The organism is Roseibium album, from assembly GCF_965233825.1.
GTDB classification, from domain to species: Bacteria; Pseudomonadota; Alphaproteobacteria; order Rhizobiales; family Stappiaceae; genus Roseibium; species Roseibium album.
In genome coordinates this window covers 2555157-2570869 of sequence record NZ_OZ247583.1, presented here as the reverse complement: position 1 = coordinate 2570869, position 15713 = coordinate 2555157, and the positions used below count along the sequence as shown (strand labels likewise).

General features: G+C 57.7%; 14 protein-coding genes and 1 tRNA gene. 7 read left to right on the top strand and 8 right to left on the bottom strand.

Annotation, left to right across the window (positions count from 1 at the left end):
• Positions 1-21 precede the first annotated feature (21 nt).
• The 3 genes from ACO6TI_RS11915 (at position 22) to ACO6TI_RS11905 (ending at position 5573) form a co-directional block, all read left to right on the top strand.
• A complete protein-coding gene (locus ACO6TI_RS11915; RefSeq protein WP_104702261.1) occupies positions 22-855 on the top strand; it encodes a universal stress protein in 834 nt (277 codons plus the stop codon).
• A gap of 377 nt (positions 856-1232) precedes the next feature.
• The gene (locus ACO6TI_RS11910) at positions 1233-3962 is read left to right on the top strand and encodes a GNAT family N-acetyltransferase (protein WP_196999056.1); all 2730 of its coding nucleotides are present in this window, start codon (positions 1233-1235) and stop codon (positions 3960-3962) included.
• A gap of 66 nt (positions 3963-4028) precedes the next feature.
• Entirely contained in the window at positions 4029-5573 is a 1545-nt protein-coding gene (locus tag ACO6TI_RS11905; protein WP_422384988.1) for an MFS transporter, read from the top strand.
• 12 nt (positions 5574-5585) lie between these two features.
• Here ACO6TI_RS11905 and ACO6TI_RS11900 read toward each other — a convergent pair whose 3' ends face one another.
• Both ACO6TI_RS11900 and ACO6TI_RS11895 read right to left on the bottom strand, forming a co-directional pair.
• Complete coding sequence (locus ACO6TI_RS11900) at positions 5586-7253, bottom strand: thiamine pyrophosphate-binding protein (RefSeq protein ID WP_422384987.1); 1668 nt, start codon at positions 7251-7253, stop codon at positions 5586-5588.
• Positions 7254-7613: 360 nt separating this feature from the next.
• Positions 7614-7994 carry a hypothetical protein gene (locus ACO6TI_RS11895; RefSeq protein ID WP_029062170.1) on the bottom strand — a complete coding sequence of 127 codons (381 nt, stop codon included), beginning with the start codon at positions 7992-7994 and terminating at the stop codon, positions 7614-7616.
• A gap of 125 nt (positions 7995-8119) precedes the next feature.
• Between ACO6TI_RS11895 and ACO6TI_RS11890 the strand changes: the two genes are divergently transcribed.
• Positions 8120-9676, top strand: coding sequence for an AAA family ATPase (locus tag ACO6TI_RS11890; RefSeq protein ID WP_422384986.1), 1557 nt, complete (start codon positions 8120-8122; stop codon positions 9674-9676).
• 3 nt (positions 9677-9679) lie between these two features.
• Here the strand turns inward: ACO6TI_RS11890 and ACO6TI_RS11885 are convergent, their stop codons facing one another.
• The 3 genes from ACO6TI_RS11885 to ACO6TI_RS11875 form a co-directional block, all read right to left on the bottom strand.
• Positions 9680-10003, bottom strand: coding sequence for an AzlD family protein (locus tag ACO6TI_RS11885; RefSeq protein WP_055110996.1), 324 nt, complete (start codon positions 10001-10003; stop codon positions 9680-9682).
• Complete coding sequence (locus ACO6TI_RS11880) at positions 9996-10697, bottom strand: AzlC family ABC transporter permease (protein ID WP_104702267.1); 702 nt, start codon at positions 10695-10697, stop codon at positions 9996-9998. Before ACO6TI_RS11880 ends, ACO6TI_RS11885 begins: the two co-directional genes overlap by 8 nt.
• 116 nt (positions 10698-10813) lie before the next feature.
• Complete coding sequence (locus ACO6TI_RS11875) at positions 10814-11641, bottom strand: sulfite exporter TauE/SafE family protein (protein WP_029062173.1); 828 nt, start codon at positions 11639-11641, stop codon at positions 10814-10816.
• A 180-nt stretch (positions 11642-11821) separates the two neighbouring features.
• Here ACO6TI_RS11875 and ACO6TI_RS11870 point away from each other — a divergent pair, with 180 nt between their 5' ends.
• Positions 11822-12388, top strand: a complete 567-nt coding sequence (locus tag ACO6TI_RS11870) for a DUF3291 domain-containing protein (protein ID WP_055110992.1) — start codon at positions 11822-11824, stop codon at positions 12386-12388.
• 125 nt (positions 12389-12513) lie between these two features.
• The gene (locus ACO6TI_RS11865; RefSeq protein WP_104702269.1) at positions 12514-13218 is read left to right on the top strand and encodes a pirin family protein; all 705 of its coding nucleotides are present in this window, start codon (positions 12514-12516) and stop codon (positions 13216-13218) included.
• Positions 13219-13257: 39 nt separating this feature from the next.
• Here ACO6TI_RS11865 and ACO6TI_RS11860 read toward each other — a convergent pair whose 3' ends face one another.
• Complete coding sequence (locus ACO6TI_RS11860) at positions 13258-13743, bottom strand: hypothetical protein (RefSeq protein WP_422384985.1); 486 nt, start codon at positions 13741-13743, stop codon at positions 13258-13260.
• A 481-nt stretch (positions 13744-14224) separates the two neighbouring features.
• On the opposite strand from ACO6TI_RS11860, the gene ACO6TI_RS11855 reads away from it, so the two are divergent.
• Entirely contained in the window at positions 14225-14419 is a 195-nt protein-coding gene (locus tag ACO6TI_RS11855) for a hypothetical protein (protein WP_108874722.1), read from the top strand.
• 176 nt (positions 14420-14595) lie between these two features.
• On the opposite strand, the gene ACO6TI_RS11850 is transcribed toward ACO6TI_RS11855, so the two are convergent.
• Both ACO6TI_RS11850 and ACO6TI_RS11845 read right to left on the bottom strand, forming a co-directional pair.
• Positions 14596-14672: transfer RNA gene (locus ACO6TI_RS11850), tRNA-His, on the bottom strand.
• A gap of 187 nt (positions 14673-14859) precedes the next feature.
• The gene (locus tag ACO6TI_RS11845; protein ID WP_055119868.1) at positions 14860-15375 is read right to left on the bottom strand and encodes a phasin; all 516 of its coding nucleotides are present in this window, start codon (positions 15373-15375) and stop codon (positions 14860-14862) included.
• Positions 15376-15713: the final 338 nt, after the last annotated feature.

The following is a 15713-nucleotide window of genomic DNA, read 5'->3' as shown; positions in this document are numbered from 1 at the left end:
TCCAGGCCAATGGAGGAATGAATGCCAATCAAAGATGTTTTGACCATTCTCGACCTTGCAGGCGATCAGCCTGCCGCAAAATACGCCTTGGAATTCGGTCGAACCCACGATGCCCATGTTACCGGGCTCGCGGTATCGTTCGAACCCGTCGTACCTGCCTTTGCCGCCGCACCGATGCCTGTCGACTACATGCAGGCCGCACACGAGCAAGCGATAGCTGCCGCTAACGAGGCCAGGAAGGAATACGACGAACTTGCCCGGCTTGCCGCCGTCAACAGCGAAAGCCGGCTGGCCGAGATTCTGACAGGTGGCCCGTTGGAAAACGTCCTGGTTCACTGCCGCCCGACAGATCTGGTTGTCATCGGCCAGGCCAATCCGGATCGACCGGAACCGATGCGCGAACTGCTCATTGAAACGGTGCTTTTTGAAAGTGGCGTTCCGGTGATGCTCGTGCCCTATATCGGCAGCACGGCTTTTCAACCCAAGAATATTCTGGTCGGCTGGGATGGAAGTTCCACGGCAACCCGCGCCATCCACGCGGCACTTCCTGTTCTGGAAAAAGCCGAGAGCATTACCGTTCTCGTGATCGAGAAGAAGGCTTCTGTCGGCGAGGGTCAACCCGGCGCGGATGTCGCCAACTACCTGGCGCGCCACAACATGAACGTCACGGTCGAGGTCGTCGTCAATCCCCAGACGAGCGTCGCCGACACGGTGCTCAACCAGGTATCGGACAATGGCAACGACCTGGTTGTCATGGGTGGTTACGGGCACAGCAGAATGCGGGAGTTCCTCTTCGGAGGCGCGACCCGGGAAATCCTGGAGGCCATGACTGTTCCGGTCTTGATGGCTCACTGAGGAACCGGAAAACGTCTATCTCCTGCGGGTCTGCCGCAAACAGACCCGCAGGAGGGATTTGCCTCGGTCCTGCGCTGGAACGCGTTCTTCCAGGTGAGGTCGAATTGGCAGATGCAACGGCTGAGACCTGCTAGGGCCGGCACGAAAGACAGGCTACCTGCCCGGTTCCGTGCAACCGTTCAACGTCGTTTTGACGCAACATTACGATGGGGCCAATTCGTCTGGCAACAACATTGCGAGCCCTTGAAACCCGAACGGTTTCCTGCAATTTTTTAACCTTGTATCCGGGTAAAATCACCGTCACCATTTCAATCTCATTCATGAGGGCATGACCGGTTTCGAGCTCAGTACCGGCTGTGTGGAAAGGCTCAGGTTCCGTGACCATTCGCAATCTTGAAGGCTTCTTCGCACCTAAATCTGTCGCCGTCGTGGGGCCCTGCAGACATCCGGGTGTCCTGACAGAAAAACTGGTCGACTGCCTGCACGACATAGAAACTGAACATCTCGTCTCACTGGTCGGCATCGAGGAAGACATTTCCTTCAAGGGTACCAGGTGCAGATCACTTGACGATCTGGATGTCATGCCTGACCTGGTGATTTACCTCGCCCGAAGCGATGACCTTCCGGCAACGATCGAAAAGCTTGGTGCGGGTGGCACCCGTGCGGTTCTGATCCCCTCGCCCGGATATGAGACATGGGCGGAACCGCTCATGCAAGAATGCCGTGAAGCTGCCCGAAGAACAAACCTTCGACTGATCGGACCGGGCAGTCTCGGTGTTGCTGTACCGGCCAGCAAACTGAACGCCCTTTTGAGCGCCGAACCACCCACGCGAGGCGATATCGCGTTTTTCTCGCGTTCCGGTGCGGTGCTCAATGCAACTCTCTCATGGGCAAGAACCCACAATACCGGCTTTTCCGCCGTTGTGTCGCTTGGTGCGCGCATCGATGTCGATCTGGGCGATCTGATTGACTATTTTGCCCAGGACTACCGAACCCGCTCGATCGTACTCCATCTCGAAGGCATTGCATTTCCGCGCAAATTCATCTCCGCAGCGCGGGCCGCGGCACGCAGCAAACCGGTGATCGTCATCAGGTCCGGCAAGAGCCGGGATACGGGTGGATCGGGCCGCACCCATGCAGGTCGTCTTTCCAGGACCGATCTTGTCTATGAAACGGTGTTCCGTCGCACCGGCCTGTTGCGTGTCCATGATCTTGACGAAATGTTCGAGGCACTGGAAACCCTGTCGCATATCCGTGTACCCCGCTGCAACCAGGTTGCTGTCATTGCCAACGGTCGCAGCCTTGCGAGCCTGGCGGTTGACCGGCTTCAGGACCTAGGCGCGCAATTTGCGACCTTGAGCGCAGAGACCAGACAGGATTTGACAGCAGTCAGCCGGGAGCCATCAGATCCTGAACCGACCCCGGCAGCGGACGGATCCGTCATTCTGCGGGAAAGCGTGTCTGCGGCGGACATCACGACGGCGATCACAACAGTTCTGAAAGACCCCGCCGTCGACGGAGCAATCGTTCTCCAGGCCGCAAGTGCCTTCCAGCCCTTGAGAAGCATCGCGAATGCCATAACCGATGCCGCTGCCACCGACCGGCGCCGTTCAGGACGCAAAAAGGCTCTGGTCGCCGGCCTGATCGGCAGTGATGGCGCGATCAGAGCTGAATTTTCTGCCGCCAAGATCCCGAACTATGCCAGTCCGGCCGAGGCTGCCCGCAGCCTGATGCATCTGGTGCATGATGCCCAGGCGCGTGAGTTCCTGATGGCAGCACCGCCAAGCCTGCCGACCAACTTCACGCCGGATGTCGAACGCGCACGTTCCATCGTCGAAAACGCGTTGCAGGAAGGACGAAACTGGCTCGATCCCAGGGAAGCCTTCGACGTCCTTGCAGCCTATGAACTGCCCCTCATGAAGACGGTGATGGCGACAACAGCCGAGGAGGCGGCCAAACTCTCCCGCGCGTTGTTCGAAACGTCCCGGCACTGCGTTGCGAAACTGGTTTCGCCCGATTTGCCGTTCAAGTCACGGATCGACGGTGTCAGGCTGGGACTTGAAAACCCCGAGGCCGTCGAGAATGCCGCCAGGGAACTGATTGGCAACACTGAACGAGATTATCCGGATGCCGAGATCGCAGGAATATCCCTTCACCCGATGCTTGAAGACCGTCACGGCATGGAACTTTACATGGGACTTGCGGAAACACCGGAGTTCGGACCGGTTCTCGTCTTCGGACACGGCGGCACCGCAATAGAAGAAAGCGAGGACATTTCGCTCGAACTGCCGCCGCTTGATCTCAATCTTGCCGGCGCCCAGATTGGCCGGACACGGATCGCACGGCTTCTGGAGGGTGGGCCTTCCCGCCCAGCGCTCGACAGGTCAGCCCTCGCCCAGGCCCTGGTCAAGCTGTCCCAGATCACCATCGACATTCCGGAGATCAACGAACTCGACATAAATCCGCTGGTGTCCCTGCCCTCGGGGCTGATTGGCCTTGATGCCCGCATGACCCTTTGCCATCCCGAACAGCGCCCAGGGAGAACAGGCGGATCGCGCCTTGCCATCGCTCCTTACCCGCAGGAATGGGAACAGACACTCACGCTCAAGGGTGACAAGGAAGTCTTTGTGAGGCCGGTCCGGCCCGAGGATGAAGACCTTTTCAAGAGTTTCTTCGAAACCATCACACCGGAGGATCTTCGGCTACGTTTCTTTGCACCGGTCCGGGATTTCAGTCACCGGTTCCTTGCCAGGCTTACTCAGCTTGACTACGCCCGTGCCATCGCGTTCGCCGCGATTGACCCGAATGACAACGGGCTTCTGGGGGTCGTTCGTCTGCATGCCGACCCGGACCACCAGACCGGAGAATACGCAGTGATGGTGCGCTCCGACCTGAAAGGGGTCGGCCTGGGCTGGGCGCTGATGAAACTCATCATCCGATATGCCAAGGCCGATGGGATCGAAACCGTCAAGGGCGAGGTTTTGAAAGAAAACACGTCGATGATCTCCATGTGCCAGGCGCTCGGTTTCACCGTCGGCACCTCACCGGACGACCCGGGTATTGCCCTCGTTACGCTCGCCGTATCGGAAATGCCGGAAGACATTTGAATCTGTTGCCAGATTTTCCAACGACCTCTACCGTGGGGCACCGGCGTGCCAGTTCTGGAGGGGCATATGGACAGCAGAGCCAAACGTATCCTGGGAGCCGTCTCGGTCCCATCCTTCATGATCGGCACGGATTTTACCGGGGCCATGCTCCTGGTGACACCGATCGAACAGGAATACTCCGTCGACATAACGACAACCCAATGGGTTTTGAACGCCTATGCGCTGAAATTGTCCATGGGTCTTGTTGCCGGTGGCCGACTTGGTGATCTGCTCGGCCATCGCAGATACGTGCTGATCGGTCTCGGCATCTTCTTTGCGGCTTCGATCGCCTGCGTGTTCGCCCCAACCGTCTCAGCGCTCATTTTCGCAAGAGCCGCGCAAGGTGTCGGATCTGCGCTCATCTGGCCCTGCATTCTCGCGCTGGCTGCAACTTCGGTTGAAGAAGACGAACGGGGCAAGGCGATGGGCATCCTGATGGGTACCGTCGCTGGCGGAAATGTACTTGCGCCGTTCATTGCCGGGTCGCTGGCCGCACTCGGCGACTGGCGCGGTTTTTTTGTCTTCAATGCCGTGTTTGCAGTCATTGCCGCGCTTCTCATTTTCCGTTTCATCGACCGGGAAAAGGAACATGCGCGGGATGAGACGGTTGATTTGTCCGGGATGGCCGTTCTTGCCATTGCGGTGTTTTGCCTTCTCTTCGGACTGGATACCGGAGCGGACAACGGCTGGTTCAACGGAACCACTCTTCTGCTTTTTGCCGGCGCCCTGGTGTTTTTCGCCGCTTTTCCGTTTGTCGAAAAATTCGTGAAGGATCCGATGATCCCGCTGCCGATGATGCGGAATCATCAATTTGTCAGGACGCTTGCGCTTAACGGTCTGCCGGCCATCGTACTGTTCCTGTGTCTGCTCTACCTGCCCCAGTACATGCAAAAAGTCCTTGGCTGGTCGATATTCTGGAGTTCGATGGGCATGCTGCCGCTTGCAGTTGTCGTTGCCTCAATGAACCTCGCGGTCGGTAACTACTACAATTCCATCGGTCCTCGAAAACTGATGGCCGCCGGCCATGCGTTTCTGGTTCTGGGTTGTGTCCTGATGCTCTTCCTTCAGACCTCCTGGGGTTATGTCGCACTGGTACCGGTGATGATTGTCGTGGGTATCGGAGGAGGCCTTGTATTCGGGCCGGCCGGGACCGCCGCGGTCAATGCCGTCGGAGCGCAGGGTGCCGGTCTTGCCGGAGGTCTGTCCTTCATGTTCCATCTCGGGCTTGGAGCGATCGGCATCGCCTGTGCAACTGCCATGATGTTCGTCACGGCGATCAAAAAGGTCGAGACGATCGTGTCCTCCGCCGGTATCAAGCTTCCCCTCAACGAGCTCCGCGTGCTGGCGGCGGGTACTCTCGATGACCCGGCGGTCAAATCGATCACGGAGCGTTATTCAGGCAAGGATATCGACGTGATCAACACAGCAGTGCGCGACAGTTTTGCAGCTGGTCTGCACGCTGCATTCTGGTTCGGACTCGCCGTGGCCATCATCGGCGTTGTTGTCTCTGTCAGTCTGGACGAGAGCAAACTGCGAACCGATGCTCCGGAGGATGACGCCGCGGAGATCTGATCACAAGTCAGGTCATTGCTTTGCCTGGGCGGCAGCGCGGATCTGGCTCAGTGACGCCGCCGGCGTGATCGCCTCAGGGTCGAGTTTCATGTGCAGGATCGCTGGCATGCCGGAAGCCCGTGCCGCCGCATAGGCCGGGCCAAAGTCTTCCGCCGTTTCAACTGTCGCCCCAAACGCGCCATAGGTTCGGGCCAGGGCAGCGAAGTCCGGATTTACCAGTTTTGTCGCCGACGGTCTGCCGGGATAGGTTCGTTCCTGGTGCATTCGGATCGTGCCATACATGCCATTGTCGATGGCCAGAACGATGATGTTGGCCCCTTCCTGACAGGCAGTTCCGAACTCCTGCATGGTCATCTGAAGGCAACCATCTCCGGCGAAGCAGATCACTTCACGCTCCGGAAACGCAAGTTTGGCGGCCACAGCTGCCGGCAGACCGTACCCCATCGAACCGGATGTCGGCGCAGCCTGGGTACCGTAGCGGCGGAACCGATGGAACCTGTGCAGCCATGTCGCGTAGTTTCCCGCGCCGTTGGTACAAATCGTATCTTCGGGAAGGTTCGCTTCAAGCCAATCCATCACGGCGGCCATCTGCAAGGGCCCCGGTGTTTCCGGTCGCGCTCCCGACCAAGCCAGATAATCCTCGTGCGCCCGGGCCGCTTCGCCCGCTCCCTTGATTTCAACGGGTGGCTGAAGTCCTTCAACGGCCTTGCAGAAGGCTGTCGGGCTGGCATTGATCGCAAGATCCGCGCGGTAGACCCGCCCAAGCTCTTCCGGATCGGGATGGATGTGAACCAATTGCTGATCGGACGCCGGAATTTCGAGTAGCGAATAAGACTGGCTCGGCATTTCGGAGAGCCGTCCGCCGACGAGGAGAACAAGGTCTGACGCCTTTATCCGGGCGAGCAACTTCGGGCTTATGCCGATACCGACGTCGCCCGCGTAATTCGGGTGGAGATTGTCGAACAGCATCTGACGGCGGAAGGAGCAGGCAACAGGCAGATCGAACCGCTCGGCAAAACGCGTGAAGGCGGCGACGGCATCTTCCGACCAGCGGCTCCCCCCGAGGATCGCGATTGGCCGTTCGGCAGCCCAAAGCCTTTTCTGGAGTTCCGCCATTTGCGTCAGACCGGGATGTGTCTCCACCTGCTGCCAGGCCTGCGGCTGCGCGACGGTCGCCGTCTCGACAAGCATATCTTCCGGCAGAGCCAGAACTACGGGTCCCGGACGCCCGGAAGTCGCAACGTGGAAGGCACGCGAGATGAATTCGGGAACCCGATCCGCCTGATCGATTTCGGCGACCCATTTGGCGATGCCGCCGAACATCTGCCGGTAATCGACCTCCTGAAATGCCTCGCGTTCGCGCATTGCCCGTTCTATCTGTCCGATGAACAGGATCATCGGGGTGGAGTCCTGAGCCGCCACATGCACTCCGGCGGAGGCATTGGTTGCGCCAGGGCCGCGCGTCACCATGCAGATCCCGGGTTTGCCGGTCAGCTTGCCGTGGGCATCCGCCATCATCGCCGCGCCACCCTCCTGGCGGCAGACCGTCACGGGAATCGACGCATCGTGAAGAGCGTCGAGAACCGCCAGATAACTTTCACCAGGCACGCAAAAAACACGATCAGCCCCGTGCCGCTCCAGCGCGTCCACCAACAATTCGCCGCCGGTTTTCTGGTCCATGTTCTGCATCCAGTTCTTCAGAAAAATCAACAATCATTCTATAGCGTAAGAAAGAGAGCGCCGTTAGAACCTGAAATCAGATTTATTGGCAATGAGATCATTCCAAAATGGATTGACCTCATTGTCTGAGAAAGGCGGACATTCAAATGAAAGCACGAGGTGTGCCGGCGCCTGGGCAGCCGGCAATGGCGATGCAATTCCCGATCTCGTCTCGAGGAGGCCCGGGCAGGCCTTGACGAAAACCAGCTGGCAAGCCCGAAATTCGTAACCAAATTGCCGAGGTTCAGTGGGTCTTCCCACTACACCCAGAACGCACCGGAACCTGCGAAACAGTCAGATCGACGGCCTGTGCAAGGACTTTCAAACCGGCTGAACGGTTACGACCTGGAACGTGTGCATATCGCCGTCTTCGTCCTTGATCGACACGTACTCACCCGGATTGAAGGCATGAGCGCCGAAACGGTAGCCCGCCTCGTCGTCATCATCGCCGTCGATGTCGTAGTGAAACGCCCAGGATCCGCCGGGCCGGTGGATCAGATGACCGACTTCCTCTTCTTCACTGCCCCAGAACCGACGGACGCGACAGTGGTCGCGCTCCTTTTTCCAGAGCGTCGCATCAATGTGCCCGGTTTCGTTGAGTGGCGCCGTAAATTCGTACCCGTGCCGCGCGGACCCCTGAGGGAATTCTTTTGTCCGGGCCAGGTTCAACCTGATCTTTCTCAATGCCGGATGGTCGTTCATGGAATCCTCCTGTAAAGACACAACACACTCTTTGTGCCACATCGTCGTCGGGCGACATTGAGCAGAATCAAACCGTGAGAGTTGCACCTGGTGCAAAATCAGCGAGCCTCATCTTAGGACCGGACATGGATCAATCCCAGGACGCCGTTTTCAAGTTTATGCAGGGCCTGACATCCAACGATCCGGACAGACCGGACGTGAAGAGGATCGATACCCACGCCAACATTGTGTTTCTGGTGGGCAACCTTGCCTACAAAATCAAGCGCAACGTCAGTTTCCCGTTTCTCGACTACTCGACGCTGGCGCTGCGCGAGTGCGCCTGCAAGGCGGAAATCACCTTTAACCAGCCGAACGCCCCTCAAATCTACCTGAAAGCGCTGCCGGTCACACTTGAAGCAGATGGCAAACTGTCACTCGATGGCGCAGGAGAACCCGTCGAATGGGTCGTGGAAATGCGCCGCTTCGACACGCAGAATGAGCTGGACGTCCGGGCGGGCGCAGCGCCATTTTCCGACACGTTGTCCGACAAGCTTGCGAGCATGATGGTGGCCGCGCACGGCGAAGCGCCCACACGGAGCGGTCCCGGCTTTTATGAAGCACTGGCTTCCTATGTTGCGCAGAACGACGCGGCATTTCACGAACATCCCGAATTGTTTCCGCCTGAAAACGTACGTCATCTGACCGGTCAAGCCGGAAACGTCCTGTCGTCTCTCAAGGATCTGATCCTCAAACGGGGCGAGCAAGGCCTCATCCGGCGCTGCCATGGCGATGCGCATCTGCGGAATATCGTGCTGATCGAAGACGACCCGGTTCTGTTCGATGCGGTCGAGTTTTCCGATGAAATTGCAACCGGCGACGTGCTGTACGACCTTGCCTTTCTGTTGATGGATCTTTGGGAGCGAGGCCAGCTGCGGTCCGCCAACCGCGTCTTCAACCGCTATCTTGACCTCAGTCGGCTGGATACGCACCCAGAAGGTCTCGCGTGCCTCCCGTTCTACATGATGATGCGTGCTGCAATTCGCTCCAAGATTGCTGCAAGTGCGGCCCTTGCCCAATCAGATCCGGAGCAAAAACAGGCCCAGCAGAGCCTGGCGCGGAAATATTTCGGATTTGCCCAGGCGTTTCTGGAGCCATCGCGACCGGAACTGGTCGCGATTGGCGGGTTGTCGGGGACCGGCAAAACCACGCTGGCCTACGAACTGGCAGCTGATATCGGCCGCGCTCCCGGTGCGCGCGTGCTGCGCACGGACGTCATGCGCAAACGCCTGCTTGACATTCCCGAAGCAGAGAAGGCACCGCCGGAGGCCTACACGCTTCAGGCTTCCAATCGCGTCTACCAAGCCATCGACGAAGCAATTCAGTCCGTTCTTGCATCCGGGCATTCGGCAATCTTCGACGCTGTGTTCGCTGCTGAAAGCGAGCGTGCCAAAATCCGGCGGATAGCACAAAGTGTCGAGGCGGAATTCACTGGTCTTTGGCTGACGGCTGCTGCAACGACACTCAGGCAGCGTGTGGCTGACCGCGCCCAGGATGCCTCTGATGCAACTGCGGATATTGTCGACAAACAGCTCGGATATGACCTCGGCAAGATGTCCTGGGCGCAGATTGAGGCCGGAGGCAACCGGGAAGGAACAGCGTCCCAGGCCCGGGAAATTCTTGGCCGCTCACAAAGCATTAGCTGATATTTACTGGAATCCACCTGCCCTGAGAGCAGCTGCCACGGCAGCGGCAGCAAACACGGCGACATATTCCTTCTTCAACCTGAGCTGAACCGCGGCTGCAACGATGATGCACAAGCCGACGACCAGCCCACCCTGCAGGATGATCGGCAGTATCGTGGAGACAATGATCGCACCAGGCAGGGCTTCCAGGCCACGTCTGATTTTCGGTGTGACCGTCACGCGTCCCATGACCCAATAACCGCCGGCCCTCAGCGCATAGGTGACGGTCGCCATACCGAGGATCGCGAACAGAACCATTGTATCTGCGGTAAAGGCACCTTCAGTCATCGAGATAGGCCCCGGCGAATGCTCCGGCAACCGCGCCGGTGAAAATGCTCCAGTAACCGCCGAAAAGGACCCAGGTCGCCCAGGCAACGCCGCCGGCGATCAGCCAGCTGACCGTCTGGCGTTTGCCTTTCCAGAGCGGCACAAGCAGGGCGGCGAAAAAAGCTGGCAGCACCAGATCGAGACCGAAGGTTTTCGGATCGGAAATGAGACTGCCGGCGAAATAGCCCGGGATCACGGACAGTGACCACACAGCCCAGACGATCAGTCCGCTGCCCAGATAAATGCCCCAGTCGCGAGTCCCTTTTTCGTATTGAGACAGCGTCAGCAGCCAGTTGAGATCCGTCAGAAAAAACAGTGCGGGATAGGTCTTGTATCCCGGCACCTGACCAAGCCAGGGACGCAAGCTGGCGCCAATCAACAGCATGCGCATGTTGATGGCGGCGGTAATCCCCACCATTGCGATCAATGTCGGCCGATCCAGGGGTTCGCTGTAGATTTCCATGGCGACGAATTGGCTCGCCCCCGCGAACACGATTGAATTCATCAGGAGCGCTTCCAGAAATGACAATCCCTTTTGCGCGGCCACGGTGCCGAACACGGCACCAAACACGATGATGCCCGGAAAGACAGGGATGCACATCAAGGCGCCCTGCACGCAGCCTCGCAGGCTGAGGGTGACATTTTTTTCAAGCATTCAAGACCAAAGACTTGGAGAACAGGCCCATTTCAGGACGCGCCACTATCACGAGATTATAGTTTCAAGACCAATGAAATCTTTTGATCCACATATCACGGATGATTGTCGCCGGTTCAGAAGAAGACACCGTAGATCATACGAAGTCCGGTGAATCCGAGAAACAGGGCGAAGACGAGTTTGAGTTTTGCCGGATCAATCGCATGAGCGATTTTCGCGCCAAGTGGGGCCGTCAGGGTCGATGCAGGGATGATCAGCATGAAGCCGATCAGGTTGACGTAACCAAGCGAAAGCGGTGGTCTGCCGTCAAGATCAAAGCCGAAATAGACCGACAGCAATGTCCCCGGCACAGCGATGATCAGTCCGATGGCCGCCGCGGTCCCGACCGCCTTGCGGATCGGATAGTTGAACAGCGTCAATGTCGGCACGCCGAGGGTGCCGCCACCAATTCCCATCATCACGGAAATACCGCCGATCAGGAAGCCGAGCACTTCCCTGATGGGTGAGCCGGGCAACTTGTCAGCAAGATGCGACCCTTCCTTGCGAAGCATCATGTTCGCGGCAACGGCAAGGGCAACGACGCCGAAAACAAACGTCAAGGCGCCACCGGAAATGTTGCCGGCGAGCGTCGCGCCGGCGAGCACACCCAGAGCAATTGCCCACCACCAACGCTTGAGAAGATCCATGTCGACGCTGCCGCGCTTGTAATGCGCGCGCGCCGACGAAGCACCGGTGGCAAGGATGGTTGCCAGCGACGTACCGACAGCAACATGCATCAATACGTCAGGATCGATCTTCAGTGCGGTGAACATGTAATAGAGCACCGGCACGATGACGATTCCGCCACCGACACCCAGCAATCCCGCGATGATCCCGGCAACGACCCCCGTGGCAACAAGTGAAAGCGCCAGCAGGCTGAGGGAGAAAAGGCTGAGATCGTCCAAACTGGTATCCTTTCGGGCGGGACTTGAGTTGCCGGGCGGCAAGTCAGATTGTGGTTTTAGGACAAGTTCACTCGTTTTTTCCAGCCGGACGACGCAACAAACTGTTCCGGCCTGCCAACAAACGCTTGAATTCACCCCTGATAGCGGACAGTGTTCGGCTGGTTCTGACAGGGAGGGGACATGTCCGAACACTGGCTCGCGCTTTACACATTCGCACAATTCCGGACACGTGCGGATGATCCGGCAAATGATGATTTCTTCAGCAATGAAGCAGCCATCTGGGCCGCAATGGAGCGTGCAGATGGTTTCATTGCCCGCGCCGGATATGAGGACGAACCGGGCACGGACCTCTGGGGCGAGCAGGTCTTTCCGAAATACTGGGAAGACAATGGCGATGGCTGGGCGCCTTCCACAATCTCCTTGTGGCAGGACCTGGAAGCCGCCCTTGCTGCCGTTTATCGGGGCCCGCATGCCCAGATCCTGAGATTGGGTCATCTCTTCGTCAAGGAAGCCGTGGACTATCCGCCTTATGTGCTCTGGTGGGTTCCACAAGACCACCGGCCAGACTGGGAAGAAGCTGTCGAGCGTCATGAATTGCTCGGTGACAATGGACCGTCGGCAACGGCCTTCACCTTCAAGAACGCCTTCGATCCCCAGGGCGATCCGCTCGTTGTCGACGCGAAACGCTCCCGCGAGATTGCCGATCACAACCGCTTGCGCGCGAACCTGCCGAAGACGGTTCAATAGGCGATTGTTCAAAAATCGATGACTAATCGTCAAGTTCTGGCGTGATTGTAAAAGAATTCGAGCGAACCAATCTTAGGTCCAACAGTGCGCGGCTTTCCCGTGCCAACCTGGGAAAGGATTGATCGATGAACCAGTTACTACGTCCTTCGGAAACGCGCGGCGAAGCCGATTTCGGATGGCTGAAAAGCAAGCACAGCTTTTCCTTCGGCTCCTATTTCGACCCGAACCATATCGGCTTCGGCGCATTGCGGGTCATCAACGAGGACCGTGTCGCTCCTTCGGCCGGTTTTCCAACCCATCCGCACCAGAACATGGAGATCATCTCCTACATCGTCTCCGGCGGCCTGGAACACAAGGATTCGCTCGGAACCGGATCCGTCATCCGGCCTGGTGAACTGCAGCGCATGAGCGCTGGTAGCGGTGTCCGGCACAGCGAATACAACCATTCAGACACAGACCCGGTCCATTTCCTGCAGATATGGATCGTGCCGGAAGCAGACGGTCTGAATCCAAACTACGAGCAGAAAGCATTTCCTGATGCCGAGCGCCGGGACACGCTCAAGCTGATCGGCTCCAGAAACGGTCGCGAAGGCTCGGTCGTCATCCATCAGGACGTCGATCTCTGGGCGTCGCTCCTGTCGGCTGAAAAGAGTGTCTCCTTCGACATCAAACCGGGCCGCAAGGTCTGGCTGCAGATCGTCAAGGGCAAGCTGAGCGTTGATGGTCTTTCTATGGCTGCTGGCGACGGGCTTGGTCTGCTTGATGCCGGCAAGATTGATCTGGTTGCCCAAGAAAATAGCGAATTCCTGCTATTCGACCTGGCCGCCTGACGTTCTGGGGAGGGGTCGCCTCCTCCCCATATACGCCCGTCAGCTTCCCTGCCCTTCGGTCCCTTTTTCAAGAGAGCAACCGCGCAGTGCAAGGAGTGTGTCGGTCAGCTGGGCTCCGGCCTGTCTGAAAGCAGCGTCCGCGACTTCGGGACTTGCCGTCCCGAGACCCTTTGCCAGCAGCTTCATCTCGTTGAGATTCCGGTTCAACGATTTGATTTCGCGCACAAGATCAGGTTTGTCGACCGATCCCGCAGCATCCAGCTTGGCGGACAGGCCCGAGACCCTGTCATTGATGGATTGAAGATTTGACCTGACCTCGGCGGGCGACATGTCAATCCTGGACAGGGCGGCATCCGTCACCGTACCGGCGATCGATCCGGCTGCGTGGTCTACCCGGTTCACAACGACAATCACGAGAATGCAGGCGACTATGACGAGAAGCGCCGTTGCGTTGATCAAGGCCAGCAACAATTGCCCCGGCAGGCGTTTCAGACGGGTCGCAACGCCCGGTGCACCATGTGTCATTGACGGTTCCCCTCCAGGCACGGTTCAAATCAGAACCTCACCGTAGCATCGGAGATGTTACAAAACCTTCCGACTTACGGCGAAGGAATAACCATTTCGCAGCAGGAATGGACCGAACGACGGACTGCATGCCGATACTGCCAGCGTCTGCAGGTATCCTGCTCAGTGAGGCACTCTCAGGCCCAAATTTGCAGACCAATGCAGCCAGGGTCACGAGAAAAGGGCTAAGTCTATACGGCTGCGATGCCTCTCGGCACACATCCTGCCGGTTGCGGTCCAGACCTCAGGACTTTCTTTGCAGGTTTGTTTGACAGGCTGGAACCGGCATTCAAGGGCTGAACCGAATGCGCATGGTTCAACAGACCGAACAGACCCTTTGACGTTCATGCAGCCAGTTGTCACAATTTTAACGAGCACAACAACAAGAAACTAACTGGTGAGTGATATCCACACGCATCGGTTACAGTTTCGGATTGTCGTAATGAAACTTTCACATCTAGCCATTTCCCTCGTGTGTGTATTCGCGGCATCAAACCTTTTCATATTGGCCAACGAGAAATTTGAAGCCATTGCGGTTGACTTCGGATTTGGGGGAATACTGTTTATCCTGCTGACAGGTCTTTTTCTGATGGTCCTGGCAATTGTCATGTTTTTCAGGTCGTTCCGGAAGGCTTAGTGCGCCCTTGCGCCGCGCGCTCAAGCGCCATTGGCTACACCAGAACACGTTCGTTCAGCTGATCGAAACAAAATATGCGCGAGACGCGGATGCCCATTGGTCGTTGTCGGGCAGGACCAGCGTTGTTCGGCCGGTGTCCGGAAACCTTGAAACGATTGGGAGGTGTTTGTTTGGAATGGTACAGACGAGTGGGTTCGAACCACCGACCTTCGGAGCCACAATCCGACGCTCTAACCAACTGAGCTACGTCTGCCTAGGCCTTGATATGGCGCGGACGATACTCGTCCGGGCCGCTCTTTGCAAGGGCGTCTTCTAACGCCGTTTTTTGGAACCGGCAAGCTAGTATTTTCGGAAAATACAAGCCTGTTGAAAAGAAAATGCCCGGGGCTGAACCCCGGGCATATCGGTCATTGCGGTTCCGCAAATGCGGTCCTGAAAGGTCAGTTGACGCTCAGACCCTTGAAGGATTTTTCCATTGCTTCCTTGACCGGAGCGGAAACATCGGTTCCGAGCTTGGTAGCCAGTTCCTGCATTTCCTTGGTCTGGCTGCTCAGAGCGTCGAATTGCTGACGTGCAAAAGTGGATTGTAGCTCGATTGCCTCGGCAACTGTCTTCACGGACAAGATGTCCTTGATGAAGTTGAAGGTCGCGTCTGCATTGGTTTTCGCTGCGTCGACAGCCCTGTGGTTGAATTCGACAACGCCTTGGCGGGAAGTTTCGAATGTGTCTTCCATCAGGTCGGTCGCGTCTTCAGCAGCGGTCTTTACCTTGGCATAAGTATCGCGCGCGCTTTCGATGCCTTGCTCGGTGGCTTCGCGAAACGCTGCCGGAACTTCCATTTTCGGAAGAGCGAAAGCTTCAAAGTCCGGGAAAGTCACACCAGCCGGTGCAGCCTTGGCCTTGGAAGTGCGTGCTTTGGAAGCCGTCTTGGCGGTAGTCGTGTTGGTCTCGGTCATGATCTCATCTCCTAGAGTTCGGATGCGATCATCGGTTCAAATTTCATTCTGCCGTTTCTTCAACTGGCAGACCCTGTCGTCATCCGCAGACCCTACATAGTGCATGCCTTGCTGCATTGCAACATTTTTTTGCACTGCACAATAAACTTCCGTAGGGGAGAGCTCGTGTTCCAGCCTTCGGGCGGCTTTCAATCAGCCTGGCGGATGCTTTTGCTGCCGGCAACCGTCCACCGGAATCGCGGTGTCCGTGCAGCCTTCGACACTGTACCCATACGCTCGTTCTGTGAACCTTCAATGCGCAGAACGAACGTGTCCTGCGCATTCTTGAGGTCGCGGGC

Bases quoted from the DNA above. Each gene is read 5' to 3' on its own strand.
- ACO6TI_RS11860 (WP_422384985.1), bottom strand. From the start codon at position 13,743: ATGACACATGGTGCACCGGGCGTTGCGACCCGTCTGAAACGCCTGCCG.
- ACO6TI_RS11870 (WP_055110992.1), top strand. From the start codon at position 11,822: ATGTCCGAACACTGGCTCGCGCTTTACACATTCGCACAATTCCGGACA.
- ACO6TI_RS11865 (WP_104702269.1), top strand. From the start codon at position 12,514: ATGAACCAGTTACTACGTCCTTCGGAAACGCGCGGCGAAGCCGATTTC.
- ACO6TI_RS11900 (WP_422384987.1), bottom strand. From the start codon at position 7,253: ATGGACCAGAAAACCGGCGGCGAATTGTTGGTGGACGCGCTGGAGCGG.
- ACO6TI_RS11905 (WP_422384988.1), top strand. From the start codon at position 4,029: ATGGACAGCAGAGCCAAACGTATCCTGGGAGCCGTCTCGGTCCCATCC.
- ACO6TI_RS11845 (WP_055119868.1), bottom strand. From the start codon at position 15,375: ATGACCGAGACCAACACGACTACCGCCAAGACGGCTTCCAAAGCACGC.
- ACO6TI_RS11895 (WP_029062170.1), bottom strand. From the start codon at position 7,994: ATGAACGACCATCCGGCATTGAGAAAGATCAGGTTGAACCTGGCCCGG.
- ACO6TI_RS11885 (WP_055110996.1), bottom strand. From the start codon at position 10,003: ATGACTGAAGGTGCCTTTACCGCAGATACAATGGTTCTGTTCGCGATC.
- ACO6TI_RS11890 (WP_422384986.1), top strand. From the start codon at position 8,120: ATGGATCAATCCCAGGACGCCGTTTTCAAGTTTATGCAGGGCCTGACA.
- ACO6TI_RS11915 (WP_104702261.1), top strand. From the start codon at position 22: ATGCCAATCAAAGATGTTTTGACCATTCTCGACCTTGCAGGCGATCAG.
- ACO6TI_RS11880 (WP_104702267.1), bottom strand. From the start codon at position 10,697: ATGCTTGAAAAAAATGTCACCCTCAGCCTGCGAGGCTGCGTGCAGGGC.
- ACO6TI_RS11855 (WP_108874722.1), top strand. From the start codon at position 14,225: ATGAAACTTTCACATCTAGCCATTTCCCTCGTGTGTGTATTCGCGGCA.